This window comes from Pseudoalteromonas sp. R3 (genome assembly GCF_004014715.1).
Lineage (GTDB): Bacteria > Pseudomonadota > Gammaproteobacteria > Enterobacterales > Alteromonadaceae > Pseudoalteromonas.
Genome location: NZ_CP034834.1, coordinates 1,040,477 through 1,066,644, shown reverse-complemented (window position 1 = coordinate 1,066,644; position 26,168 = coordinate 1,040,477). Strand labels below are relative to the sequence as shown.

Sequence of the window (26,168 nt, the reverse complement as noted above, 5' to 3'; positions counted from 1 at the left end):
CCCTTTATACACTGTTAAGCTGACTGGCGGGCTCAATACGACTGGCACGAATAACGGGCAATAAGCCAAATAATACACTGGCAGATATCGCAATTAAGGGGGTTAACACCACAATAAACATATCCATTTGCATCAGATCGCTACTCAGGTGCTGATAAACCTGACTGCACACCTTGAGTCCCAGCAGCGCTAATATTAGCCCAAGTGCCCCGCCAAATGTGCCAAGCAACAGAGTTTCAATACAGAACTGGTGAAATACCTGTCGTTTGCTGGCCCCGACGGCGCGCCGCAAGCTGACTTCGAGGGTCTTAGTGTGAAACTTAGCCATCATCAGGTTCGTGCTATTGAGCAGGCAAAGTATCAAAAAGCATAATGACAGCCCCAGTGCCATATGGTTATCCTGCGAGATGGCTTCACGCTGAGTCAGGTATTCCACAGGGGTGCTTAGCTTATTGATGATTTTACGTTGAAATCGCCCTGACGCTCGCTGCTCCTGAACATAGGAATACAGAAACTCTTCATATTCAAGGCGCTCAGAGGGCCCATTGAGCTCTACCCAGAAGTAAACCCAGACACACTCCGAAGACAAGAACGCTTCGAATGAACTATCTTCCGGATCACGCCAGCACTCAAAAGCTTGTAAATTAGACGACCATAGCTCGTTACGTACTTGTGTTTCAAAGGGAATAAATACATCTCTGGGCTTGCGAAATGCACGCATCGCCTCGCCGTAAAACCGTGGCAGGATAGGCCAGTTATCCAAAACAGCAACGATTCGGTACTCAAGTGCTCCCAATCGAATAGATTGTCCAACTGAGTTTTGTCCATTAAATAGTCGCTGATTTACATCAGCACTGATCACTGCGACTAACTCCCCCTGCCTGTCTGCTTCAACTGACCAGGGACTGCCAAACCGAATTGGAGCATTAAATGCACTGAAAAAATCCCGACTGGTCGAACGTACCAATGCTGTTTTTGCATCAGAGTCAGCCTGCTGTGGCAACTTAAGTTGATCTCTGTAACCACTGATGGGGACATGGCGCCTTGCCTGATCCGCACGCCATAAGTTTTGCATGTCCTGATAGGTAAGATAGGGAGGAACCCGTTCATCTTCTCCCTGACTGTAATAGGCTTTTTGAGGGTCCCAACTATTTAGCTGAACCAGATAAAGAGAGTCAGCTTTACCTGGTACTGGCTCTTTGTTCATCATGTAGCTGATAGTGTAAGTTATCATGGTTGCAGCAATCCCGACCGCAATCGTGACCACGATTAAGGAACTTAATAGTGGAGTTTGTTTGAAGCTTATCCAGGCCAGTTTGAAATAGTATCTCATCAGCATGCTTCCTCCACATATTGTTGCGTTTATTAATCGCGTAGGACTGGCGCGAACTCTGTTTCGTTCGCGCGCTGTTCCATAAAGTTTTTACTGAACGACCCTCACACGCTCCGCACTATTAAACATGCGAGTGTCAGAGATAATGACTGTTTCACCGACCGTCAACCCGGACAGTACCTCCACCTGCCCCAGACTTTTTGAGCCAAGGCTGATAGATTTTTTAACGGCACTACCATCATCAAGTACATAGGCATACTTGCCACTGTACGCATCGACAAACTGGCCACGGGGTAAATAGGTCACACCAGACTTTTCTTCCAGGACAATACGACTGGTCAGACGCTGGTTTTGCCTGAGTCCGGTAATGTCTGTTTCTTTAAAGCGTATCTTACCTTCGACCTGTCCACGTACGATTTCAGGTGATATGGCAGTCAATTCACCAGCATATGCTCGGCCATTTAGTGTAATTTGTGCTGGCATGCCCAGCGCTAAGTCATCCGCATAGTTTTCCGGAATATTGACCTCAACCTCATAGTGAGACAAATCCACCACGCTCAGTAGTGGCTGGTTTTTCGCAACCGAATTCTTCTGATCGACACTCAGGTTACCAACAATACCATTTACCGGAGAGCGAATTTCCAACGATGCAACACGTCGCTGCAACTCATCAACAAGCACCTGCTGCGCTTGTAATTCAATGGCACGCGTCTGGATCTCAAACTTCTGGCTTTCTTTTAACAGAGCCACTTCTTTGACTGCAAGGCGGTGTTCTCGCTGCGCATTCTCCAGCTCATCTTTGGCTTTTTGATAGTCAATGTCGCTGACAACTTGGTTCTTTTTACCTTCTTCATTACGGCGCATTTCTCGCTTTGCTGCGTTTAACGCCACCATGGCTTTCCCCAGGTAATTTTCTTGTGCCAGGTCTTGCTTCTTCGCCTGAATTTTTTCCCGCTCTAACTGAGTGCCCAAACGTGTTAATTCAGCCTGTTCTTGTGCCAACAAGCTCTTAAGTTCAGGACTGTCTATCTGAGCCAGTGGCTGGTTAATTTCGACAGAATCTCCGGCAGTCACAAGATAAGTCACTGTCCCTTCGGCGGGGCTGTATAGAGTTGGCCTGCGCGCCGCAATGACCCGCCCCTGGACTGAAATATCTCTGACAAATTCACCACGGCGCACTTGTGCAACATGAATATTGTCCATTCTGACGGCGCTCTCACCACTTGCCCACGCAAGCATTTGAGGAACAACAAAATATAATGAAATAATTACACCAGCGATGATCAGGAAATAGCGTTTATAGTTATGTTTTTTCTCTAATTGGCTGTCCTGAGCACTGGTATCATCGATATACTGCATCTACTACGTCCTTGAAAATAAAAAGTGTTGATCAATACCGAGTCTGAAAATAGCAAAATTCAAACTAAATGTCACCAACAATAAACATTTTATTAATATTTCACTGGTGCATAAAATTGTTTTGGGAACATTATTTACCTTATATGGTTAATTTATATCCCAGGAGTCGGAACGAAAGGCTTGGTGTGTTAGCTGAGAGCTTAAGAGAAGGGGATAAAGCGCGGCCTCCATGCCGCCGCAAGTGCTTGGGAATAACTGTAAATACTGCATAATCGTAATCTAACCTGGACGCCACCTCCTATTTTGCTCAGTTAGGGTCAAATAATTTATCTACTTTGTTAAAAATATTGTTCAGCCCTATGCGGCTCTGTTGAACTGGCGTGCCAACAGTAGTTCACTGTCGCGTAAGGCACGTTTGATCACCTGCATCATGTTCTTACCCTTGGCCCGAACTGAGACACTCGGTAACCCGGGCAACAAAACTTCAATCTTACAGATCGTCAACATACCGTGGCGCTGACAGGGCTGCTCATCCACATCTATCCGCACTTTGCGGATATGGGCCGCATAACGCATAAATTTGTTAGTTGCTAATCTGGAGAGTTGCGACTTCGTCGCCTCCGCAATGCGCTTTCCCGTTGCTCTGAAATTCAGTTTCATAATGCTATCAACCTCTTGAACAAAGCCAGTCAACAAAATGGAGTTGAACTCATATTGTTGCGTCGTTGAGGTTAATCTACTAATGTATTTAAAAAGAAAAAAGCTGATAAATTCTTAGCAAAACGTCGAATATTACGAATGATTACGAACATAAATTATAACCACCTGTACTACTTCTGGCAGGTAAGCCGCCACGGTAGTATTGCAGCAGCAAGTAAGATACTGCACCTGACACCTCAGACCATCAGTGCTCAGATCACCAGTCTGGAGCAGCGTCTTGGCAAACAACTGTTTTTAAGAGAAGGAAGAGGACTAAGACTAACCGAATACGGACAACTGACACAACAATATGCAGATGACATGTTCGCCATAGCCGAGGAGTGGCTGGAAACGACCAAAGGTGATCTCGCATCGATTAATCGCACGCTCAAAGTCGGCATTTCAGACGCTTTGCCAAAGTCACTGGTATCAAAGTGGCTTGCCCCTTTGATTGATAATGAGCGCATTTCAAATCTCCACTGTATTGATGGGCAACAAGCCGAATTACTGGCGCAAATGGCCACACATAAGCTGGATCTTGTGTTGGCAGACAAACCTTTAGACGGTGATACACCGTTTAAACTCTTTTGCCATGAGATTGGGAAAAGTCAGATCGGTTTTTATGGCGCAAAACACTCTCAGGCCATAACCAGCGATAACTTTCCAGCCGCGCTCGCTGAAACGCCGATTATTTTACCAGCGAAGAACAGCCCGGTGACAAGTGCTATCCAGTACTGGCTTAACGAACAAAAAATCGAGATTTCGGTCGCGGGTCATGTCGATGACAGTGCATTGATGAAGGCGCTTGGTCAACAAGGGTTTGGTGTATTCCCTGCTCCTTTATCTGTACGTGACGAAATTGAGCGTCACTATGATGTTAGTTTTATCGGTGCAATCGCCAACGTCTACCAGAACTATTATGCTTTTACCCCGGACAGGCTAATCAAAGATTCTATTTACTCTGAGTTTGTTCAGCATGCCCGAGAGATTGATGACAGCAAGGAATTAATGTGAATAAACCTAAAATAGCGATTCAATATTGTGTCCTGTGTCAGTGGTTACTGCGCAGTGGCTGGCTTGCTCAGGAGTTGTTGTCTACTTTCTCTGACGAGCTGGCTGAAGTCGCACTGGTTCCAGCCAGCAAGGGAGTTTTTAAAATCTATTACAATGACACCTTAATCTGGTGTCGCGAGCGCGATGGAGGCTTTCCCGAGGCGAAAATACTAAAACGCCGGGTACGAGATCAGCTTGACCCTGAGCGTTCAATGGGCCACATTGACACTTAACTCCCTCTATCCATGACAAATTGACCGGATAATTCCCCAGATACAGGCAGATTTAATTTCATGGAGTAGTCATGTTTCAATGCCGATTGATATTAAAGCTTAAAGCGTTCAACCAATTGAGTTAACTTGGCTGCAAATCCACTCAGTGACTCGCTGTCTTTGGCCATAAATTCCATTTCCTGCGAGTTACGAGAGGCTGTTTCCTGCACTTCTTTCATCAGCCCGGCGATACTCTCACAGTGTTCGGCCTGATGATTTGCAGCCCCCAGGATCTGCTCACTCAATGCTGTCGCCTGTTCAATCGCCTCACTGACTTGTGCCATATTCTTTGCCAGAATTTCACTTTGCTCTGCGCATTCCTGCACATCTTGTTGACCACTTTGAATTAAAGTCGCTGTCGAATGGGTATCTGCTTGCAAGGCTGCTATCATTTTGTTGATCTCTTGCGTCGCATTTTGTGTTCGAATGGCCAACTGTCTCACTTCGTCTGCCACCACCGCAAACCCCCTGCCCTGCTCACCGGCACGTGCGGCCTCGATGGCAGCATTGAGTGCCAATAGATTCGTTTGCTCTGCGATAGCGACAATGGTATCAAGGATTTGGCCAATGCTTTCACTGTGGCTTCTTAGTCCGTCCATCGCACTGACCGATTCAGCCATCCTACCGTTCAGCGACATGATCTTCTGCTTATTTTGCATCACACTTTGCGCTGTCTCATGGTTCAACGACTGAGCGCGCTTGAGCCCGGCCACTCCGTGATCAGACTGTTCAGACACATCAACTGCGCTGCGAGCAATATTCGATGCAATGCTAAGCGCGTTGTCGGTGCGCTCTACCTGAACTGTCGCTCGGCTGGTGAGCGTTTGGCTGCGTTCCAGTGAGGTACCAGCGAGACTCTTTAATTCGTATACTTGGGTGTCAATCTCTTCTAGTAAGCCACTCAGATTTTGTTTTACCTGATTGATGTTGTCAGTCAGCGTACCAAACTCATCATCCTGACGCTTAACTATTTGTTGTGAAAAGTCGCCACTAGCAATGTATTTAAGCATCTTGTTTACAGCAGCCAGCGGGAGCAACATAGCGCGGCTGGTAGACAGCGCGATCCCGATTGCAAGTACCGCGAATACCAGTACTAACAATAAGGCTGCGTTTTTAGCCTGTTCAATAATCAGATCAGACTCCTGCTGATAAAGATCAAACTGGCTTTGCGCATGGCTTTGAATGGTGTCAATCTGGGAAAAGAGAGCCTGATAAGCTTGCTCTGCTTGCTGATAGCTCTGTGTAGCCATTTTCTGTCCGTCATGACGACGAGCCAGTGCCTGATACAAAGTCCCCGGTGCTTTTAGCTGCTGAGTTATTTTCTCCCATGCAGGCTCAAACTGCTGTAACAGAGGCTCTACGGGCAACCCGGCAGACTGGCGTTTTAGATAAGTAAAATTGTCACTGATGTTATCGACTATAAAGCCAACATCCTCTCGATGAGTAGCAAAACCGTCAGGCCCAACCTGTGCAAGCGACTGCACATTATTCTCCAATGTAAACAACAGGTCATCTATCCTGATACCTGTTCCTGCCACTTCATCTCTCAGACGACTGTTGGCCGTCTCTATCAGTTCAATATCCAACATTGCCGAGCCAGCAGTGTTTCTTTGTTCAAAAAAACCAGCAACGCCTTGCTGAATATGAGTTGTTGCCTGAAACTGGCTTAATCGAGCGGCAAACAGAGCACCTGACAATTGCTGTAATTCTGAGCGGATACGATTTACTTCACGTAAAGGTTGCACCACTCGCTGGTGATCTTTAGAACGTGCCTCTAAATCAGCCAGCAATGATTGAGCTCGCTCTTCCGCTTGGCTATACGCCAGCTTTATTTGCCTGACACGGCTTTCATCGTCAGCACTGTATGTTTTTGAAACCAGATTGCGAATTCGAAGCTGTTGTTGCTGAAATTGTTCAGCAACACGCAAGATAGGCTGGGCGGTGTCAGTTACTTTGTGATTGGCATGTTGGATTTCCAGCAGTGCCCAGTAAGCAAGTCCACTGGCAATAACCAGCAACATACCGATACCACCAAAGCCCAGAGTAATTTTGTGTTTAATGGAAAGCCGCAACGGCAACATGGCTATACCTTCCTCTGCTACCGTCTCAGAAATTACCTGGCGGCAGCGCTAAATAATCGAGTTGTTTAATAAAATATATAACACAAACATAGGCAAAATTGTTGTATTTAGAAACAAAATAACTGATTTTCATTGCAAAATAGCAGCAATTCGCGTTACCTGATTACTTATTGGCATCTTTACGTATTTGCTCAAGCAAGTCTTCATCGCCGATCATACGTTGCATCAGATTGTATACCTGACTATCGATATCATTGTTGTAGAGCTTCAATATATCGCTGGCCAGTTGCCGCTTCAAACCCGGATACTGTTCATCATTAGCCTGATAGTATTGCGCCATCAGGCCTTCCGCGGCCGTAGCTCGCATGTAATCGTTACTTTCCTTTTCGACAATATCAAGTAAAGAGCGCGCTATACGCCCATCTACGACTGGTGTTTGGGCTACCACATCCAATGCCTGGACGCGCAATTTATCATCGTATTGGCCACGACTGATTTTGATAACTGCGTCTACGGTATCATAGTTCATAGTGTCCATTTGGGTACGATTGAGAACATACATATTCATCTGTAACTGCCCCATCGCTGACAGGCGATCAATCACAGGCAAACTCTCGTCCAGTACCTTTTGTTGTAACTGCTTAGAAAGCTTATCCGCATACTCTGGGTCGGTCTTCAGGCGCATTTCATAATCATCAGGCAGATCTTCGTAAAAACCATATACAGGATTGCTTTCGCGATGTTCAGCTCTCTCTCGTTGTTCTTTTTCTTCCAGGATCGCTAATACCGACTCTTCAAGAGATTGAGCGGCCCCAGGCGCCGAAAAGGCGCGATTTTCCAGCTCTAGTACACGCTCCTGCAAATAGCGTACTTGTTCTTTTAACTGCTGAATGTGCTGTTGACCTTCCACAGACTCTTCCGTTTGATTAACTGTAAACCGCTCACTTTGCGACGCAAGGTGTTCCCGGTCTGCTGATAAGGTCAGGTGTGTAAGATCTCGCTCTGGCGGTTGAGTAAAATGACTGTAGAGCGCGATACACAGCGCACTGATTGAAAAAGTAAACGACAGTGTGGTTTTTAATTGTGACATATATTTCCTCTCAAGCCTGGCAATCTACACAAAAAGCATTGCTTTTGCATCGAGAATACTGTTAAAAGTTGTACCTCCACAAAACAGGTCTGCAAAGTAACAAGGATTCAGGATGGTAGCCCGCTGGAACACGATCAACACAAGTATCTTAATCATCTCATTGGCAATGCTCGACTTGCTTTTGACCCTGCTTGGCGTTTGGTCTGTGGAAGGAGAGACACGCGTCTGGGTTTTGAGTTTCGAAGCACTGACTTTGACCTTGCTACTGTCCAACAGCGTCATAATAAGACAATCAATCTATCAACATCAATACGCTCACCGTTGTCGGCTATTTGCAAATATGGCCGTTTTATCCATTTTGTTTTGTCTGGCCGGCGACCTGGTTAATTTCAACCTGACGCAAAGTTACTTTCAACACGGCACAGTAGTAAAGCACGATTATCTGGCGGATTCAGTGTGGTTTTTTATGCCTGGGTATATGTTTTTATTTTTGGCTTGCTGGCGTTTGTTAAACTACTCAGGTGTTCAGGTGATTTACTTTATGCTTGCCGTACTACTCACCGCACTATTGGCTTTGTACAGCTTCCTGTCTATGTACCTGCCTGGCAGTGGCTGGTACGTTACATTCCTAACCGGCGGCTACGCCGTGTTTATTGCTCAGGCTGCGCTGCTGGGTTTTTGCCTGTTAATCCGTTCCAACCTGCCAAAAGTACCCAGATTCATCCTGGCGTTTGGCATGATACTCGCCACCTTGGCCGACGCACTCATCGGACAATTTTGGATTTTTGGCAACGAAGGGCAAGGTTATTACCCCCAGATCAGAGCAATTAACTGGGTACTTTATATCACTTCACAGGCTATCGTTATCCATTTGCCCACCATTGCACTGGCGCAAACTCACAGTTCAAGCCGTACCTGCGCAGCAGATGCGGGTTTTGCAAAATAATAACCCTGAATATAGTCACATTTTTGCTCCAAAAGAAAGGCCAGCTGCTGCTCTGTTTCGACTCCTTCTGCCACCACTTTTAAGCGCATATTGTGAGCCAGGCTGATAATGGCCCGAACCACCATTTCACACTTTTCATCTTCTCCCAGCTTGCGAACAAACTCACGGTCTATTTTAAGTGTGTCGATCGGCAGGTGTACCAGATAACTAAATGATGAATACCCCGTGCCAAAATCATCTATCGCTACGGCAATCCCTAAACGTTGAAAGGCATTAAGAATCTCAATTGCCTGTTGGGGGTTTTGTATCATCATCCCTTCAGTTACCTCTACTTCGATGGCATCAGCCGGTAATTGATACTTTTGCAGCAAATAAAACACCATTTCGGGCAACTCCTCACGCTGCAATTGCTCCATCGATAAATTAACGGCTATGCAGGGCGCACAAGACATTTCCGCTCGCCATTTTTTTGCCTGTACGCAGGCCTGTTCAACAACCCACTCACCCACTTTATTGATCAGCCCGATTTCCTCCAGTTTAGGAATAAAAATATCCGGGCCGACTCTGCTGCCGTCGGCAGGAAACCAGCGTAACAGGGCTTCTACCTTGTTGACTTTATTATTTGCGACATCCCACTGCGGTTGATAGTGCAGCTCAAACTCCTGATGTTCGATGGCCGCCCTCAGCTTTTGTTCCAGCTCCAGAGATTCCAAAGCTTGCAAATGCAGTTCTTCGGTGAAAAACTGAAAGTTCTGTCCCCCCTGTTTTTTGGCCCGATACATCGCCAGTTCAACGGCCCTTAATACACTGACGCTGTCTTCACCTGCGCCAGGGAAACGTGCTATACCAATACTGGGGCCGATGTAAATTTCGTTTCCCCGAATATGATAAGCACCCGACAGGTGACTGAGCAAATGCTCAGCAAGCACAGCCTCATTTCGGACATGCTGCTCAATAAAATTCTCCAGCAATATCACAAACTCATCGCCGCCGATCCGTGCAACAATGTCACCATCACTGACCGTTTTTACAATCCGGTGACCGACTTCCTGAAGTAGAATATCACCCACCTCATGACCAAACTGGTCATTGATCTGCTTGAAATGGTCTAAATCGAGATGCAGGAGCGAAAACTCTCGGCCATGCCTGAGGCTACGTTTAATCGCCTGCTGCAAGTGCTTCTCGAAAGTGCTGCGATTTACCAGTCCTGTCAGAGTATCAAACTGAGATAAACGACTCAGTTGCTCTTCAATGCTGCGCTTTTGACTTATATCCTGAAAGGCGATAACAACCCCAAACAAAGTACTGTTTTCATAGATGGGCGTGGCAATAAACTCAGCAGGAAACATGCGTTTTTCGTTATCCTTGAATAACCCGTATGAATCCCGATAGGTATACCCCTTTGTACAGTGCTCAAATATTTTGCAGTTTTGCCAATTTGCAATACCCGCAAGCGACGTAGACAAACAAATGAACTCCGAAATATCAGCGCCCACCAACACATTTTCATTCAAGCCCAGTATTTTCTCGGTCGCCGGATTGGTATAAGTGATGCGACCCTGTGTATCGACTCCTAAGATCCCCTCACCAATCGACTTCAATAATAGGCGGTTCTTGTTTTCAAGCTCCTTAATATCATGAAAAGATTGCAAAAGTTTCGTTCTTTGCTGTTCCAGCTCAAGAAAAACCTGCACTTTACTGTATAGCGTGTGCGCATTAATGGGTTTGAACAAGTAATCGACGGCACCCACCTCATATCCTTTAAATTCCAGTGCTTCGGTATGATCTGCGGCAGTGATAAAAATGATTGGCGTATGCTTAGTTTCATCATTCATCCGCAGCAAAGAGGCCGTCTCAAAGCCATCGATGCCTGGCATCATCACATCCAGTAGAATAACCGCATACTTGTGCCGTAACACCAGCGACAATACTTCATGACCCGACTCAGCAGAGTGAAAATTGGCACGCATATCTGCAAGGATCTTTTTGACCACTCGATGGTTTTCGGGCCTATCATCAACAATTAAAATCGTTGGTTTGGTGCAATCGTCTTCATGCACCTGATTTCGCTTCAGTGCTTCCATAAGTCATCCTGGTCTGTTTCTTTCCAGCTCCTTCAAGCTTAGTACAAAAATCGCATCTTCCAGCCCGAACTGAAGAAACCCATCTAAGTCTTTAGTCCTAGTTTTGGGCCCGGAACTTTGCGATAAAGCGTTGCAGCATTGTCCAGTAACTGCCATCGAGCGCTGGTGTCCAGATAATCGAGATTTTCCAGCCTGCCCAGCCCTAAAAAGCCACTGTGATGCAGGCTTTGATCAAACAAATCAACAACCCGCTTTTTTAAATTATTATCAAAATAAATCATCACATTACGGCAAAGTACCAGTTGCATTTCGCCGAACACGCCATCACAGACCAGATTATGATTGGCAAACACGATATTTTGAGCCAGTTCCATTCGAACCTTGCTGCTGTGATATTGAGTCGAAAAGTACTCATGAAATGGGGTATCGTGTGATATGGTCAGCCGATTATAGTTTTGCTCTCCCTGATGCATGGTTTCTTCAGTGAAAATACCTACTTTGGCTTTTTCTAAAATACGATCATTAAAGTCTGTCGCATAGATTTTTGCCCTGTCATATAAGCCATGTGCCTTTAGCAATATGGCAAGAGAATACACCTCTTCCCCCGTGGCACAGCCAGCATGCCAAATTTTAAAGTAGGGGAAAGTCTCTAATACAGGAAGTACGTGTTGCTCCAAAGACTGAAAAAAGGCGGGGTCTCGAAAAAACTCCGTCACACTGACTGACAGCTCCTGAATCAGTTTGTGCATGTACCCTTTTTCATATAACACTTTGGGGATCAAGTGAGAAAAGTGGGGCAGATCGTCCATGAGCATACAATTTTGCAAACGCCGGACCAGCGTACTGCGAGCATACTGTGAAAAATCATAACCACTGCGCTGAAACAATACATCCAGTAAAATGTCGACCTCCAGCATTTGCTCAGGGCTTAGCTTTCTCTCAGGGTCTTTGCCCTGGGTTAGATTAATGGAGTCTGTCAGTTGCATTTTGTGTTTCGTATAGCCATATTTTCATCATAGAAATCAAAACATTGATATCAACCGGCTTAGCAAGGTAATCACTGGCTCCGGCCTCAAGGCATTTCTGTTTATCCTCGCTCATCGCCTTGGCGGTTAATGCGATAATAGGGAGGCTCTGGGAAATATCTGCACGAATGTGCCGCATGGCTTCAAAGCCATCCATTACAGGCATCATAATATCCATCAGGACCAAATCGAATTGCTCACTTTGCTGCAGTTTTTCCAGAGCCAGCTGACCATTATCTGCCATAGTCACGGCCAGGCCTTGCTCTTTCAACAACTTAGATAAGGCATAGGTGTTCCGCAAATCATCATCAACCAGGAGTACATGAAAGCCCGATAAGTCAATGGGCTGGCTGATAATGTCACTTTGCTTAGCAGCCATCACACTCGGTGGTAACTGCTGCTCTACTGAGTGTAAAAAGAGCTCGACTTCATCTTGCAAGCGCACCGGAGCGTGATCGGTTTTCAGTACAATTTTATCGGTAAAACGCAACAGTTGATGGTATTCATCCCGGCTTAAGTCCTGTGCGGTATAAACAATAATTGGCGGCAGTGTTAGACCTGGTTCGGTATCCATTCTTTCAAGCAATTCAAAACCCGATATATCCGGCAGATTCAAATCTACAATACAGCAGTCTATCTGGTGTTGTTTCAGCACCTGCATGGCTGTGCCACCATCATTGGCAACATGTAGCTCTAATCCTTTTTGCTGTAAAACCTGCTTAATCACTTTACAGGCATCATTATCATCTTCTACCAAGAGCAAATGCTTAATGTGTTTTTGCAGCAAGACCTCGAACTTTGCAAAAACCTGTTCCATTTGCTCTAAAGACACGGGCTTGGTTAAAAAGTCGATGGCGCCTTTTTGCAATGCTTTTGGATCTTTATTTTTGCCCGAAACAATATGCACCGGGATTTGGCGCGTTTTAGGCTGCGACTTTAAGGTATCTAATAACATCATACCATCCATATCAGGCAGCCCAATATCCAATATCACCGCGCTGGGGTGTGCTTGCTGAACCATGTTCAGTGCCTGTTTAGCTTGCGAACACACTACAGGATCAAACTGATGCTTGCGGGCAATATCAGATAAAATGCTGGCAAACTGGCTGTCATCTTCAACGATTAGAATCGTGCTGCTAAGCCCTGCTGCCGAATTTTCCGAGGGGTCTGTTGTAACAATGGCGTTGTTGCCAGCTTCTTTGTCAGCTTGCGGCTCAGCCAGTAAAGCATCACCATGCACTTTGACGAAGTCACTTTTCGGCAACGCCTGCTTTGGTTGCACATCAGGCAGAGACGGTGGCTCATCCTGCTTTTCATTATCTGCTTGCTTGTGGCGCGGAATATACAAAGAAAAGGTACTGCCCTTATTCACCTCGCTGACCAATTGGATCTCTCCGCCCATTAACAGGCTAAACTCTCTCGAAATGGTCAACCCTAAACCTGTACCTCCAAAAGCCCGACTGGTTGACCCATCCGCTTGCTGGAACGCTTCAAAAATCGCTTTTTGCATGTCTTGCTCAATGCCAATGCCCGTGTCTCTCACCACAAAGCTCAAACTGTTATCCGGGGTCAATGTTGAATTGCTAAACTGAACGTCGCCCGCAACGGGTTCTATACATAGTTCTACATATCCTTGTTCCGTAAACTTGAAGGCATTGGAGAGTAGGTTTCGAAGTACCTGTTCCAGTCTCAGCTCGTCTGTTTCTATATCCTTAGGCGCCAACGCAGAGACCGTGATTTTAAACTCAAGATTTTTTTCTTTTGCAACCGGGTCAAACTGCCTTTTTAATCGGGCAACAAAACTGTGTAAATCAACTCGGTCCGAAATCAATTTAAGTTTACCCGCCTCAACTTTCGACAGATCCAGGATCTCATTAATTAAGGTCAGTAAAGACTGGCCACCGTTGTAAATCACTTCTATGTCTTCAAGCTGATCTTCGGTTAAATTGCCTTCGGAATTGCGGGCTAAAGACTGTGACAGTAATAGTAAGCTATTAAGCGGCGTTCTCAATTCGTGAGACATGTTGGCCAGAAACTCAGATTTGTATTTGCTTGATACGGCCAGTTGCTCGGCACGATGTTGCAACTCAATTCGGGCGTTTTCAATTTCAATTTTTTGCTTTTGCAAGGTGTCTGTGCGTTCTGTAAGCTCAGTATTGGTTTGGGTTAGCTGGCTTCTTTGCTCTCTGAGCTCTTCTTCCGAACGCTTGAGCTCCTGCGTTTGCTGCTCCAGCTCTTCATTGGCGGCTTTAAGGTCTTGCTGCTGTGATTCAAGTTCTTCTGCTTGTTGTTGCGACTCTTCAAGCAACTCCTGCAATCGCTCCCGAGACAGAGCCGATGCAAGCGCCTGTGCAATGCTATCGGCACACAATTCCAACAACTCGATACCGACTCCAGAAAACGAGTTTACACTGGCTATCACTAATACCGCTAACACCGCACCACCTTGCTGTTTGTCTTTCACAGGTACTGCCACAATATGTCGCGCAAATGAGTGACCAAGGCCTGAATCCACCGACATAGACACATGCTCTTCAGGCAAGTCACTAAAATACAACAACTTGCCTTCTAATGCCGCTTGCCCAATCAGACCTTCCCCCAGCTTGAACTGCGTACTTTGTGTATTACGACATTTATAGGCATAACTGGCTTGTAACTGATATTGTTCGCCTTCCAGTGCGTACAACGCCCCCACCTCAGCGCCCAGATAGCTGCTACAAAAATCACACGCAATTTGATAAATTTGCCCCGCAGTTCGTGTACCTGTGAGGCGCTCAGCGATATCTGCCTGCCCAGCCTTTAACCAAGTTTGCTCTTGCGATAGCTGGTGGGCTTTACGCAAGTTTTTGGTCATGGCGTTCAATGCTATCCCGAGTAAATCTTTTTCACCTTTTGGTGTGAAGTCCTGAGCGTAATCCCCTTTTTCTATTTTCTTGGCGTGCTGAGTTATATCTCGCAGTGTTTGGGTCATTTTTGCCAGCGATCTGGATAACTGCCTGATCTCAGTGATGCCCAGAAGTTGCACATTGGCACTAAAGTCCCCGCCAGCAACCCGATCGGCCACCGCAATAGACTGGCTCAGCGACCTGCCTATTTGTCTGTTGAGCAGATATGCAATACACATAGTGATAAGTGCCGCTAAAAATAGGGCAATCGATGCCACACCGGTTAAATCAGCAAGGCCGTCCTGACCGGCCGCCAAGCTCTGATCTGCAAGCGCCTGTTGAGCCAGCTCTATTTCTACTAACTGATTCTTAAGCGCTCTGGTTAGCGGCCCTAATTGCTCGCGCCAGCTATTTTCAGCCTGATCCCAGGCATTGCTGCGCCTGAGTTCAAAAATCTGCGGTAATAATTGCCAGAACTCTTGCCTTAATCGCGCCACCTTCTGAATCTGAATATTTTGCTGCTGACTTAGCAGAGCCTGCTGCTGTTGCACATTTAACCAGGCATCTTCATGCCAGGAACGATGCCGCTCAAATTCCAGGAAATATACTTCCTGGTTACTGAGCAAAAATGCCTGAGCAGCCATCAGTGCGCTGGTAAAGCTGCCGCGAAAGTCTGCCAGGTTTTTAAGTAACTGCTTACGCGATGGCTCCACCGCCAGTTCATTCTCCCACTCAATTGTTAAAGTGACGGCACTGATAATTTGCTGTGCACGAGGCGTGGCCTGATTGAAAAAAACCTGCAAGCCCGGAAAATTGCTCTCAGATTGTGCTATTTCTTCAATTTGTTGCTGGATCAGCCTGGCTTCATTAAGCTTATTTTCAAGTCTGGAGATTTGTGTTTGGCTCAGTGCTGACAACGCCAAGCGTTTGATCTTGAAAAGAGACTCATCAATGCCTTGCCAAGCCTCACGCCGCCCTTGCAAATGCTGTTGCCCCCCTCCAGCCATCCAGGATTTTAGCTCGAGTTTAGAATCCTCAAAGTTGGACCTCAGTGCCTGCATATGCTTAACACTGGCCAGTTCATTGCTGCTGAACTGAGTGCTGCGACGCTCCAGCTCTGCTAACTGAAAGAGCGCCGCAATGACAATGGCAGCTGGGATCAAAAAGGCAAGTACAAACCCCATACTGATGCGCGTGCTTAATGTATTTAACTCCATTATTCCTTCTCTCTGTAAAGCGCCAGTCCATTTATTCTGGAAATATCCACTCAGAGTATAGTCACGCAGTCAAAAGTTGGGGCAATTTTCTGCCTAAAATTCACGCTATTGATGAGATAGAAAATTCTAATTTGAGCCACTCGAATAAAGCCACCATTTCAGGTCGTAGCCAGTGACTTTCGGGGGCCACCAAATGGTAAGAAAATGCCAACCTAAGTGGTTCAACCGGGAGTTTCTCTAATTCTCGACAATTCAGGGCATGTTGCACAATGTGGTGCCAACCCAGGGCTATGCCCTGACCATATTTGGCCGCCCCCATCGCCAGACCCACATGACTGAAGGTGTTAACACGCGACACCTGACCGCCCAATGGTTCAAAGCGACTCAACCATGCCTCCCAACCAAGATTTGCTGGTGCATCCTCCACCCCACCGCGATAAGCCAGCAAAGGCACATGCCCAATCCAGTCGCTAACCGAAGATAAATGAGGATATTGCTGGCGAAGCGTCGGTGATATCACGGGATACGTATACTCATCGGCCAGCCAACGACTGTCCAAATCAGCAAACGCTCCCCGACCAAAGTGCAGATGACCATGAACCCGATTGCTGGCGAAATCAGCCAGCTGGTCCATTGCTATCAGCTCCAGTTGAATTGTAGGCAGCGCTTTGTATAGGCGGCTGAGCCTGGGTAACAGCCAGTGCTCCAGTAATGAAGGGATCACCGCAAGAACGAGGGTCTGCTTATCAGTTTGCGCCTTAAGTCTGGCCTGGCGGATCCCAGCGTTGATTTGTGCCAATCCGTGATTGACATCGGCCCTCAACAACTCGCCCGCGGGTGTCAGTAATACCCCTTTGGACTTCCTGTAAAACAACTGTACATTGAGTTGCTGCTCCAGTTGTTTCATTTGATGGCTAATCGCGCTGGGGGTTTTGTGCAGGATCTGACCAGCTTTGGTGAAACTCAGCTCAGCTGCAACCACAGCAAAGCTTTGCAGTGCAGTCAGCGAAATGTTTGCCTCAATCATGATATGAAAATAATTAACAACAGATTGAGTTATTATCGCTTTTGCTCACAGCAATTCAACTCCATACTGATGCCAGTCGTCGCAATCTGGAGTAATAAAATGTCCCAATACCATGCAACTATTCGTTGGCAGCTCAACCACAATGAAAGTTTTACTGAACAAAAATACAGCCGAGTACACCAATGGCAATTGGGTGGCGGAACAAAGCTTGCTGCTTCTGCGTCACCACACATTGTGCCGCAGCCTTACTCAGTTCCTGAATATGCAGATCCTGAAGAAGCGTTTGTTGCCTCTTTATCTAGTTGTCATATGCTATTTTTTCTCCACCTGGCGGCAAAATCAGGCATTGTGGTACAAAGTTACGAAGACAAAGCGGTCGGCATACTCAGTGAAGACAGTCTAGGTAAAAAAGCCATGACTCAAGTTACCCTTCGCCCCGAAGTAATCCTGGCTGGAGATAATGTCAACGGACAGATCAACCTGAACACGTTACATCATCAAGCTCATGAGCTGTGCTTTATTGCCAACTCTGTTAAAACGGAGGTACTGGTCCAACCGATTTAGCTGGGAAAGTGGATCACCAAGGTAAATTGCTGGTCTGAGTGATACTGTTCCCGCCAACCAAAGCACGCACATACACGGGCAACAATTTGGGTGCCTAACCCCTGACCGTGATGTGCTTGTTGTGTACCAACTCGATTGGAAAAGGTCATGCCACCATTATCCAGTGTTACAACGAATGTGCCTTCACCATGTTGCAGCGCGTTTTTGCCCAGCTGCGTCAGGAGTAAGGTCAACAGACGCTGCTGCACTGGCTGGCTGACCGGCTCTGTTGGCAGATTCAGCTCTATGCACAGACCTTGTTGCTGCCAGCTCTGTTGCCAGCTTATCAAAACCCCATTCAAATCGGTGACTGTCAGGCGTGCCTGATCGGCTCTGCACAGCAACAAAATAGCCTCACTCAGCGAAACCAGATCCTGACCGGCTTGTTCAAGCTGAGTTAATAAAGGTAAAGCATCTAAAGGCAGTTCATCCAGCTGCCCAAATCGTGCCAGCGTATTTTGGATCTGTGCCAGTGGCGTATTAAGTTCGTGACTTAAAAAGGCGGAATACAGCCGCTCCTGCTGCTGAGCATAGTCTTGTGCATAGGCATCGGTGGCGGCGAGAATAGACTGAGAAGCAAACTCTTCAAACTGTGTTGGGTCGCTATCCGGTGACTGCAAAGACGCAGTGAGTTGTTCAGACTCGCGCACAATACGCTGATGAGTGGGCCACCATATCAGGGCGGCAAACACAAACAGCGCCAGCGTCAGCGCAATAAACACCACCAGCAGACTGGGCGAATCCTGTCCGGCAATGCGATGTACAATGTACAGCGGTTCGGGCGGCATCTCTGCATAGCGCAGAATATACACATAGTCTTCACCCAGTGTGAGCAACTGTGTGAATTCCCGAGTCTGTTCGTCAGGCCCCAGCCCATGACGCGCAAAAGTACGCTGATAGTCTGTGGGCAGATCTTGCCAGTGACCCATGAACTTGCCGGTATCCTCATAAGGTAATTTTAGCTGGCCCGACAGCGCCACCTCCAGATCCTGATAAAGATAATATTCTGACGTGCCATCCCAGGCATAGTGATAAACCTGACTGGCTACCCAAACCCAGATCAAAGAAAAGATGCTAAACAGCAAAAACAATCGCCTGGCCAGATACCACCTGAGCGTTTTTTGCTTCATGATGCGGTTTCTCTCAACGCTACGCCCTGTCCCTTGAGCGTATGTATCACTGACGCTTCATCCCTCTGGCTCAGATTATGTCTCAGCCTGGTTATCAATGACTTATACATATTGTTGTTGACCTCACTGTCCGGCCAGATATGGCGTAAGATCTGGACTTTACTGACCGGAGCGGGGGCTTGTTCAGCCAGTAAAGCGAGCAACTGCCATTGCTGAGGCGATAGCACTATGGTGCGACTGCCTCGCCGGGCAATTTTTGCCGAAAAGTCGATATGCAGATCACCCAGCTCAAACACCTGATTTTGTTTGCTTACTTTACCCGCAAGTAACTTGACTCGCACTGCCAGCTCCGGAAGCGCAAAAGGTTTGGTCAAGTAATCGAGTGCCCCAGCCTCAAATGCAGCCAGCTTATCATCTAGTGCCGTTGCGGCAGTGCAGAATAATACCGGAGCGTCAAACCCCGCCAGTGTTTGTTGCAACAAACTCAATGCGTTACCATCAGGCAATGCCATGTCCAGAACAATGGCGTCATACTTATCAAAAGCGGCATTTTTGGCCGCAATCTCCTTTGCACTGGCAAGCGTTGCAGCATAATCCACGTCAATCCCTTCTGCGTTAAGAAAGTCGATGGTTTGCGCAGCCAGAACCGAGTCGTCTTCCACCAATAAGATCAGCATTTAACCTCTATACTGTTACCTTGTGGTTACCATGCTATTGATAGTGTATCGGCATCAACGAGGAGTCAACAATGCGAGCAACAAAGATGATCACCAGCAGTTTTCTGATAGCCGGTTTAGCCCTCAGTGGCTGTAACTCAGACAATCAAACAACGAGTCCAGCTACGACACCGACAAACACCCCGAATGTAGCGCAAACCAATGATATTAATAGCGCCACTATGGTCTTTACCAATGGACGAATATACACAGTGAATACTGAGCAACCATGGGCACAAGCCGTGGTGCTGCAAGACAACAAAATTGTCCTGGTTGGCAGCAATGAACAAGCTCAGCAGTTTATCGGCGAAACCACACAGCACATTGACTTGCAGGGCAAGATGATGCTGCCCGGCTTCCATGATGTGCATATGCACCCGCTTGAGTCAGCCTCGGAGGCGACCCAGTTTACAGTGCCAGCCGCAGCAACTTCCTCAGAATACGTAGACGCAATAGCTTACGCAGCCAGCCAACATCCCACGGCTGCCTGGCTGATTGGTTATGGCCATGAGATATCAACATTGCTGGAGATGTCTGATTCTCCTTTGGCAATACTCGATGAAGCCGTGCCTGATCGCCCGGTGATCATTATGGAACAAACTTCTCATTCTATGTGGGTCAACAGCAAAGCACTGGCGCTTGCCGGTCTGTCAGCCAGAAGCATTGACCCTATTGGTGGGGTGCTTGGGCGCGATGAGCAAGGGGCGCTCAACGGTATTTTGTACGACAATGCGGGCAATCAGGTCATGGAACTGGCCATGCAGTCACTTCCGGAAGCTGCACAGAGTGACTACCTGGGCCTGATTGAATACACCATGCCTGAGCTCAACAAAGCAGGCATCACCTCCATCAGTGATGCGCGTACCTACTGGCAGCGTGGTCATTTGGAAACCTGGCAGCGCGTTGCGAAAGAAGACAAATTGACACTGCGTGTCGCGCTGGGGTTATGGGCTTACCCACAAATGAACGACAATACCCAACTGACAAAACTTAAATCTTTGTACCAGAGTAACCCGGCTGAGCTGTTACAGGTTAACCAGGTCAAGTTCTATATGGATGGTATTTTAGTCAATACCACAGCAGCAATGCATGAACCCTATCTGGAAAACTGGCTGGAACTGGATGGTAACCGGGGGCTGAATTACTTTTCTCAGGCACGACTTGAAAAGTACATCAAAGCACTGGAGCCTACTGGCTTTGACTTTAACATCCACGGCATTGGTGACAGAGGCATTCATGAAGCACTGAATGCCATCGAAAAAGCTTCAAATGGGCAAGCCCGCCACAGAATTACCCATCTGGAGGTCATTGACCCTGCAGATTTACCACGCTTTGACAAGCTGGGGGTGATTGCCGATGCACAAGTTGCCGGAGACTTTACAGATCCGAGACACTGGCCCGACACCATCCCCTTAATTGGTGCACAGCGGGCACAGGATTTGGTGCCTATTCGCAGCCTAGTTGACAACAAAGCCACGCTCACCTTATCGAGCGACTGGAATGTCAGCCCGTTTAATCCGTTCATCGGATTAAGCAATGCAGTTTCTCGCCAGCCGCAGGCTATTACGCTGGCACAGGCGATAGAAGCCTACACGCTCAACAGCGCCTATGCCATGCGCCAGGAACAACGTGTTGGTAGCATTGAAGCCGGTAAACTGGCAGATCTGGTGGTCATTGACCGAGATTTATTTGAAGCCAGTGCCACACAGATCCGCAATACGCAGGTAGTCATGACACTACTCGATGGCGAAATTGTTTATCAGCGTTAGGTCATTGAGGGGCTACAGTTAGCCCCTTTTTTAATTTTCCAGAGGGCTAACTGTTGGCTCAACGGGCGCTGGTAAAGGCAATGCCCGGCCTGCTCGCGACTCATCCGCCAAGACCGCACGCACGGCATTTACGGCATCAAAGTCCAGTTTCGGGTGATAGTTTACCCAGCGGCCATTAATCAGTGCCTCCAGTTTAAACCCCGGTATTTCACTGAACAGGTTAAGTGTGCCATCATCTCGCCGGTTTGCAGCCACGGTAGGAATACGGAAAAAGCGCCCCTGGCGTGTCAGCTTGGGGAGTTCCCGATAGCCTAACAAGGCCACAAAACGTTGCCAGTCCTGTTCACGCAACTGCCGGTTTTTAGCCTTGAAGTAGCCACTCTTATCATCAAAAACCCGACCAGCCTGATAAGGCACGGCCCAGGCAGGCTTATGCCAGGCACGTTCGGCCAGTGCCAGCAGGCGCGGGTACAACATGTATTCAGCCTGTAAATCGTCCCGGATCATCTCACTCCACAGATGTCCTTGCATGCCAATATACCTTGCGCCTTTTGCGAGGCCGGACTCCGTGTCATCTGCGCTGTAAGTATGAAAGAGCACGTCACGCCAGAACTCTGCATGAATTGGCAAATTATCAGGCATAAACTCAAACACTTTACGAGTATCTAACGCTCGGCTCGCCCAATGATTGCCACGCTCGTGGGGTGAGACTGGTATGGAAAATCAAAATAAGTGACATCCGGCAGTGACAACACAACATCCCAACCCAGGTTAGCCTGCTGATGGGCAACCTTGTGGCCTTGCTCACTAAGCGTGCTCCAGACATTACTTTGCACACGCTTTGGCATCTTCTCGGGGTCCACATCGCTCAGACCATCACTCCAGCCTGCTACTGTGATCCCTTTTTCAGCCACCATAGCTGCGATTTTCTCTATGAAATAGCCGTTCATTGAGGTAATGGTTTGTTGCTTGTTCAAGGTCTGGCACGCTGGAGAGTCCAGCCAGGCGCCGGCAGTTTCGTCGGCACCGATATGGTAGGTTTTCAGCGGCACTCCCGCCATCTCATGCATACGCTGAAGTTCTGTCAGTACCTTGTCAATAAATCGATAGGTGGCAGGCAAACACACATTTAGGGTGTTGTCATGGTAATGCTGGATAGAAGAGTACGTCGTGGTATCGGCGTCTTCCACCAGACGATATTTATTGGCCGCTTCCGTTTTACCCTTGGCCATCAGAGAGCGGTAGCGTGCTTCCATGGCAATGATGGCAGCCCGAGAATGGCCCGGCATATCCAAAGAAGGAATAACCTCTATGTGGTGCGCCTGTGCAAAGCGCAAAATATCGCTGTAATCCTGCTGAGAGTAATGCCCATTGCGCGGCGCCCCCGTGCCCGTTCCTGCGCCCAACTGTGGCAACAAACAACTTGATTCACTGAGTTCAAGGCACCGTAATCCGCCAACTTTTGTCAACTCAGGCAGGCCTGCAATAGCCAGTCGCCAGCCCTCATCATCGGCCAGATGCAAGTGCAGCTTATTCAGTTTATACGCACCCATCTGCACTATGGTATCCAGTATAAATTGCTTGGAGCGGAAATTACGAGCGCTGTCGATATGCAGCCCCCTAAACGCATATCGGGGCGAATCCTCGATGGATACACTGGGGATAGTCAGTGTTTTCAGATCCATTAACCCTATTAACGTTTGCACGCCGTAGAAGGCTCCCGCGGCACTGGACGCCTTAATGTCTATGGCGTGAGTGGAACTGTTCAGTTGGTATCCCTCTCGTTCGATTGACAATGAGGGATCGACAGTGACTCTGAGCGGCAGCCCTCTTTGGTCTGCTTAACGCCCAGTTGAGCAAGTCGTTTACCGGCCATTTCCAGCTGTGCCAGATTAACACCCGCCAGCTCAAAGTGAACGCCTTTGTCTAGCATAATTCGCCCCTGAGACACCACCTTCAGCTGTCTGGGCATGGGGATGACGCCCTGCGGTGCATGGGTGAACTCAGGCGACGACTGGTGCTGCGCAAGATAGGCCGCGCCCATCCAGGGAGTCTGATCTTTACCGCTCACACGTAATTGATTATATGAGTCGAACGGCGCAAGGTAAGGCTGCTGTTCCAGCAAAGTATGCTCATCACGAACCGGCCGCGTACTGGCAATCACTCTGGGGGTCAGATTGTGCGATTGGCCCGCCAAAATATAGTTGGGCATAAACTCAGAGCGCGTGATCTGTGAGTTTTGCGTATAAAAACGCACTATGTGCTCATCATCCGATGAAAATCCACGAAACGCTGCTGTGGGTGTCAGACGATGTAAGTCACCATTTAAATGCTCAATCTTAAATGATGCAGACTCAACCTGGTAGATGGGCATCAGCTGACTGAAATAAATAGCCCAATCAGACCCCGGATAACGCACCGGTGAGCGCAATCTTAGCTCAGATAAATAACACTGTTTAGCAGGTTCCGGACAGTGTTTTGGTATAGAGTCAATCAGGTGGTATCGGACCTGGAGTGTATCCGCAATTTCATTCAACTGTCCTTGCGTCATCGACAGAGCCGCCGGGGCACTCAACAGCGCCATCAACATGCAAGCAAACTTCTTCATATTCCCTCCGAAAGCTGTTGCTGAAACAACTTATATGCACCACGCAGCGCTGCGTGTTCTAATTTACTGACTGCTATTTCCAGACGTTTAAACAGCGCCGGATGCGTTTGTCTGGCCAAGCTCTGCCACATAGCTCGCTCAAATAAGTCATACGACTGGCTAACTGAGCCGCCCAGTACAATTTTATCTGGGTCAAAGGCCAACAAAGTTTGCGCTATCGCATAGCCCAGGTGGCTTCCAAATTCATCAAACAGAGATTGCGCATAGCGATCCCCCTGTTGTGCCAGCAATGCCTGTTCAGCGCCATTCGTTCCGCGCTTCAGAAAAAACTGCCCGCTGGTATAATGCTCTAATATCCCGTCTTGATAGGGAAAGCTGCCAAACTCACCTGCAGCGCAATGTCTGCCGCTGTACAGGCGACCATCAAAAACTAGCCCGGCGCCCAGCCCGGTTCCCAGGCACACGCCTAACAGGTTAGGAACAGGTGTATGCAAGCCAGTGCCCGACAGATAATGATGACCATAACAATATTCACCCATAGTAAAACAGTTAACATCATTGTTAACAACTACAGGGAGAGAAAAATATGCATTTAATTGAGCAGCCAGAGGGACATCCTGCCAGGCCGGTATATTGACAGTTTCCAGCACAGTACCACTACTGAGATCAACCATGCCGGGAACACCAATCGCTATACCACAACATTGCTCAGTTAGCTGCTCAGCAACGATCCCTGTTATAAACTCATTAACTTGTGACTTAGTTGCGGTAGCAGGCACGCTATAGCGACGAGCATCATAAACTCCCTGCTCATCAACCCGCGCAACCTGTGCTTTGGTTCCTCCCAGATCAACACTGACGATTGTACTCATTGGCTTGTTACTTCCTGTTGTTCGGTTGAAAGGGCTTTCTTTTTCCAGAGTGTTTTAATGGTGTGGTTTTCACAATGGGTTTCGCCCACCATGCAATCCAGGCAATGTATCCAAGTGGCAATAACAGGGCAAAGCATGCCAGCTGCAATGAGCCACTCAACTGAGTCAGAATACCAATCAAGGGCGAGGCCAGTGCACCTCCACAATCCCCGTGCAAAGCACTCCCGAAACAGTACCATGGCCACTTGGCACAGAGTTTAATGCCAATGAGAACAGCACTGACCACATCACAGACAAAAAGAACCCGGATACCGGAAATGCGAGCAACGCGGTCTGCGCACTACCCAGCAAAGCCACAATCAGACTCATCGCGGCGCCCAGGCTGAACAACATAAGCACTAATTTTGCGTCAAGTAGTTTCAATAACAGTAAACCCAGCACACATCCCAGCGTCAACATCATCCAGAAGTGGCTGATCACCTGCGCGCTCTGATCTGGCTCTATCTGATGATAGGTTTGCAAAAACACCGCTATAGAATTGGCGATGCCCTGCTCCAATGCCACATACGCCACAATGGCAAAAAAGAACCGGACCACGACAGGATCACGGAAATACACCATACAAGCCTTCACACTTAGCCTTTGATCATCACCTCTTTCAACCGCTTGCAATCTGACCAGGCTAATCCAGATCAACATCACCACACTTAGCAATGCAAACAACCAGTACATACTGAGCCACGGCATGGCCGCTGGGATCCAACTGAAGTCAGCTGGAGACGCCTGTATTCGAGTAGCGAGCGTGACGTACACCCAAGGCGACAAACTCGCAGCGGCACCAAACAGCAACTGGGCCAGTACAGAAAACACAGCAAAGTGCGCGCTGCCACCACTGCGCCGGAGCAAAGGGTTAATGGCAACCTGCAACATTGCCATCGCGGTTCCAATCAGAAATAGCGCCAACATAGCAACCAAAAATATCGGCGCTAAAGCAAACAACAGCGCCCCGGAACCTGCCAGTACAAATGCTCCAAGCATAACGCGCTTTTCACCAAAGCGCTGAACCAGTAACCCTGCCGGAATGGACATCACTCCGTAGGCAATGAAAAAAGCAAAGGGAAATAAACCAGCCAAAGTCAGGCCGATATTGAAGCTACTTATCAGCTGGGGAAATATTGGGCCTAGAATATTGGTGAAAAAGGACACCATAAAGAAGGTCACCAATACCAGAGCAACCACGACGTAATTGGGTTTCATGTGTCTTACCTTGTTATGAACTAAGAGATAAAAAGGCGGTGACTAGTTTGGAATCAGTTTGTGGGCAGACAAACTCAATGATCCAAGGGGATCCTGTGAAGGATAGCCACCGCCTTAACTCGTTGGTAAGACTAGTGTGCCG

The 26,168-nt window shown here is 47.7% G+C and carries 21 protein-coding genes; 5 read left to right on the top strand and 16 right to left on the bottom strand.

Annotated elements, in window-relative coordinates:
• Window positions 1–4 precede the first annotated feature (4 nt).
• From ELR70_RS03815 to ELR70_RS03805, 3 genes are all read right to left on the bottom strand, one after another.
• Entirely contained in the window at window positions 5–1,333 is a 1,329-nt protein-coding gene (locus ELR70_RS03815; RefSeq protein ID WP_235577043.1) for an ABC transporter permease, read from the bottom strand.
• A 90-nt stretch (window positions 1,334–1,423) separates the two neighbouring features.
• A complete protein-coding gene (locus ELR70_RS03810) occupies window positions 1,424–2,692 on the bottom strand; it encodes an HlyD family efflux transporter periplasmic adaptor subunit (RefSeq protein WP_054013586.1) in 1,269 nt (422 codons plus the stop codon).
• A 357-nt stretch (window positions 2,693–3,049) separates the two neighbouring features.
• A complete protein-coding gene (locus ELR70_RS03805) occupies window positions 3,050–3,352 on the bottom strand; it encodes a hypothetical protein (protein WP_054013587.1) in 303 nt (100 codons plus the stop codon).
• A gap of 138 nt (window positions 3,353–3,490) precedes the next feature.
• On the opposite strand from ELR70_RS03805, the gene nhaR reads away from it, so the two are divergent.
• Both nhaR and ELR70_RS03795 read left to right on the top strand, forming a co-directional pair.
• Window positions 3,491–4,405 (top strand): transcriptional activator NhaR, encoded by a 915-nt coding sequence (gene nhaR, locus ELR70_RS03800; RefSeq protein WP_054013588.1) that lies wholly within the window; start codon window positions 3,491–3,493, stop codon window positions 4,403–4,405.
• Window positions 4,396–4,677 (top strand): SelT/SelW/SelH family protein, encoded by a 282-nt coding sequence (locus tag ELR70_RS03795; RefSeq protein WP_200908182.1) that lies wholly within the window; start codon window positions 4,396–4,398, stop codon window positions 4,675–4,677. Before nhaR ends, ELR70_RS03795 begins: the two co-directional genes overlap by 10 nt.
• A gap of 92 nt (window positions 4,678–4,769) precedes the next feature.
• On the opposite strand, the gene ELR70_RS03790 is transcribed toward ELR70_RS03795, so the two are convergent.
• Both ELR70_RS03790 and ELR70_RS03785 read right to left on the bottom strand, forming a co-directional pair.
• Window positions 4,770–6,797 (bottom strand): methyl-accepting chemotaxis protein, encoded by a 2,028-nt coding sequence (locus tag ELR70_RS03790; protein WP_054013590.1) that lies wholly within the window; start codon window positions 6,795–6,797, stop codon window positions 4,770–4,772.
• A 163-nt stretch (window positions 6,798–6,960) separates the two neighbouring features.
• Window positions 6,961–7,887, bottom strand: a complete 927-nt coding sequence (locus ELR70_RS03785; protein WP_054013591.1) for a hypothetical protein — start codon at window positions 7,885–7,887, stop codon at window positions 6,961–6,963.
• Window positions 7,888–7,999: 112 nt separating this feature from the next.
• Here ELR70_RS03785 and ELR70_RS03780 point away from each other — a divergent pair, with 112 nt between their 5' ends.
• Window positions 8,000–8,833: a hypothetical protein gene (locus ELR70_RS03780; RefSeq protein ID WP_054013592.1), complete on the top strand. Its 834-nt coding sequence runs from the start codon at window positions 8,000–8,002 to the stop codon at window positions 8,831–8,833.
• Here ELR70_RS03780 and ELR70_RS03775 read toward each other — a convergent pair.
• The 4 genes from ELR70_RS03775 to ELR70_RS03760 all read right to left on the bottom strand — a co-directional run bounded on the left by ELR70_RS03775 (window position 8,785) and on the right by ELR70_RS03760 (window position 17,071).
• The gene (locus ELR70_RS03775; protein WP_054013593.1) at window positions 8,785–10,917 is read right to left on the bottom strand and encodes an EAL domain-containing protein; all 2,133 of its coding nucleotides are present in this window, start codon (window positions 10,915–10,917) and stop codon (window positions 8,785–8,787) included. The genes ELR70_RS03780 and ELR70_RS03775 overlap by 49 nt on opposite strands.
• Window positions 10,918–11,000: 83 nt before the next feature.
• On the bottom strand, window positions 11,001–11,903 hold the full coding sequence (locus tag ELR70_RS03770) for a protein-glutamate O-methyltransferase CheR (RefSeq protein ID WP_054013594.1): 903 nt from the start codon (window positions 11,901–11,903) through the stop codon (window positions 11,001–11,003).
• A complete protein-coding gene (locus ELR70_RS03765; protein ID WP_054013595.1) occupies window positions 11,881–16,044 on the bottom strand; it encodes a response regulator in 4,164 nt (1,387 codons plus the stop codon). Before ELR70_RS03765 ends, ELR70_RS03770 begins: the two co-directional genes overlap by 23 nt.
• Before the next feature lie 100 nt (window positions 16,045–16,144).
• Window positions 16,145–17,071: a LysR substrate-binding domain-containing protein gene (locus tag ELR70_RS03760; RefSeq protein ID WP_054013596.1), complete on the bottom strand. Its 927-nt coding sequence runs from the start codon at window positions 17,069–17,071 to the stop codon at window positions 16,145–16,147.
• Between the two features lie 99 nt (window positions 17,072–17,170).
• Between ELR70_RS03760 and ELR70_RS03755 the strand changes: the two genes are divergently transcribed.
• Complete coding sequence (locus ELR70_RS03755; RefSeq protein WP_054013597.1) at window positions 17,171–17,635, top strand: OsmC family protein; 465 nt, start codon at window positions 17,171–17,173, stop codon at window positions 17,633–17,635.
• Here the strand turns inward: ELR70_RS03755 and ELR70_RS03750 are convergent.
• Both ELR70_RS03750 and ELR70_RS03745 read right to left on the bottom strand, forming a co-directional pair.
• Window positions 17,632–18,804 (bottom strand): HAMP domain-containing histidine kinase, encoded by a 1,173-nt coding sequence (locus ELR70_RS03750; protein WP_054013598.1) that lies wholly within the window; start codon window positions 18,802–18,804, stop codon window positions 17,632–17,634. The two genes, ELR70_RS03755 and ELR70_RS03750, sit on opposite strands and share 4 nt — an antisense overlap.
• Window positions 18,801–19,481, bottom strand: coding sequence for a response regulator transcription factor (locus ELR70_RS03745; protein WP_054013599.1), 681 nt, complete (start codon window positions 19,479–19,481; stop codon window positions 18,801–18,803). Before ELR70_RS03745 ends, ELR70_RS03750 begins: the two co-directional genes overlap by 4 nt.
• 71 nt (window positions 19,482–19,552) lie before the next feature.
• On the opposite strand from ELR70_RS03745, the gene ELR70_RS03740 reads away from it, so the two are divergent.
• Complete coding sequence (locus tag ELR70_RS03740; protein WP_054013600.1) at window positions 19,553–21,289, top strand: amidohydrolase; 1,737 nt, start codon at window positions 19,553–19,555, stop codon at window positions 21,287–21,289.
• Between the two features lie 30 nt (window positions 21,290–21,319).
• Here ELR70_RS03740 and ELR70_RS25285 read toward each other — a convergent pair whose 3' ends face one another.
• The 5 genes from ELR70_RS25285 to ELR70_RS03725 form a co-directional block, all read right to left on the bottom strand.
• Window positions 21,320–21,931: a family 20 glycosylhydrolase gene (locus ELR70_RS25285; protein ID WP_277749857.1), complete on the bottom strand. Its 612-nt coding sequence runs from the start codon at window positions 21,929–21,931 to the stop codon at window positions 21,320–21,322.
• A gap of 23 nt (window positions 21,932–21,954) precedes the next feature.
• Complete coding sequence (locus ELR70_RS25280) at window positions 21,955–23,085, bottom strand: family 20 glycosylhydrolase (RefSeq protein WP_277749856.1); 1,131 nt, start codon at window positions 23,083–23,085, stop codon at window positions 21,955–21,957.
• Entirely contained in the window at window positions 23,055–23,897 is an 843-nt protein-coding gene (locus tag ELR70_RS25275) for a carbohydate-binding domain-containing protein (RefSeq protein ID WP_241566273.1), read from the bottom strand. Before ELR70_RS25275 ends, ELR70_RS25280 begins: the two co-directional genes overlap by 31 nt.
• Window positions 23,894–24,769 (bottom strand): ROK family protein, encoded by an 876-nt coding sequence (locus tag ELR70_RS03730; protein ID WP_054013602.1) that lies wholly within the window; start codon window positions 24,767–24,769, stop codon window positions 23,894–23,896. The genes ELR70_RS25275 and ELR70_RS03730 overlap by 4 nt, the downstream gene beginning before the upstream one ends.
• Before the next feature lie 177 nt (window positions 24,770–24,946).
• A complete protein-coding gene (locus tag ELR70_RS03725) occupies window positions 24,947–26,026 on the bottom strand; it encodes an MFS transporter (RefSeq protein WP_347232114.1) in 1,080 nt (359 codons plus the stop codon).
• Window positions 26,027–26,168: the final 142 nt, after the last annotated feature.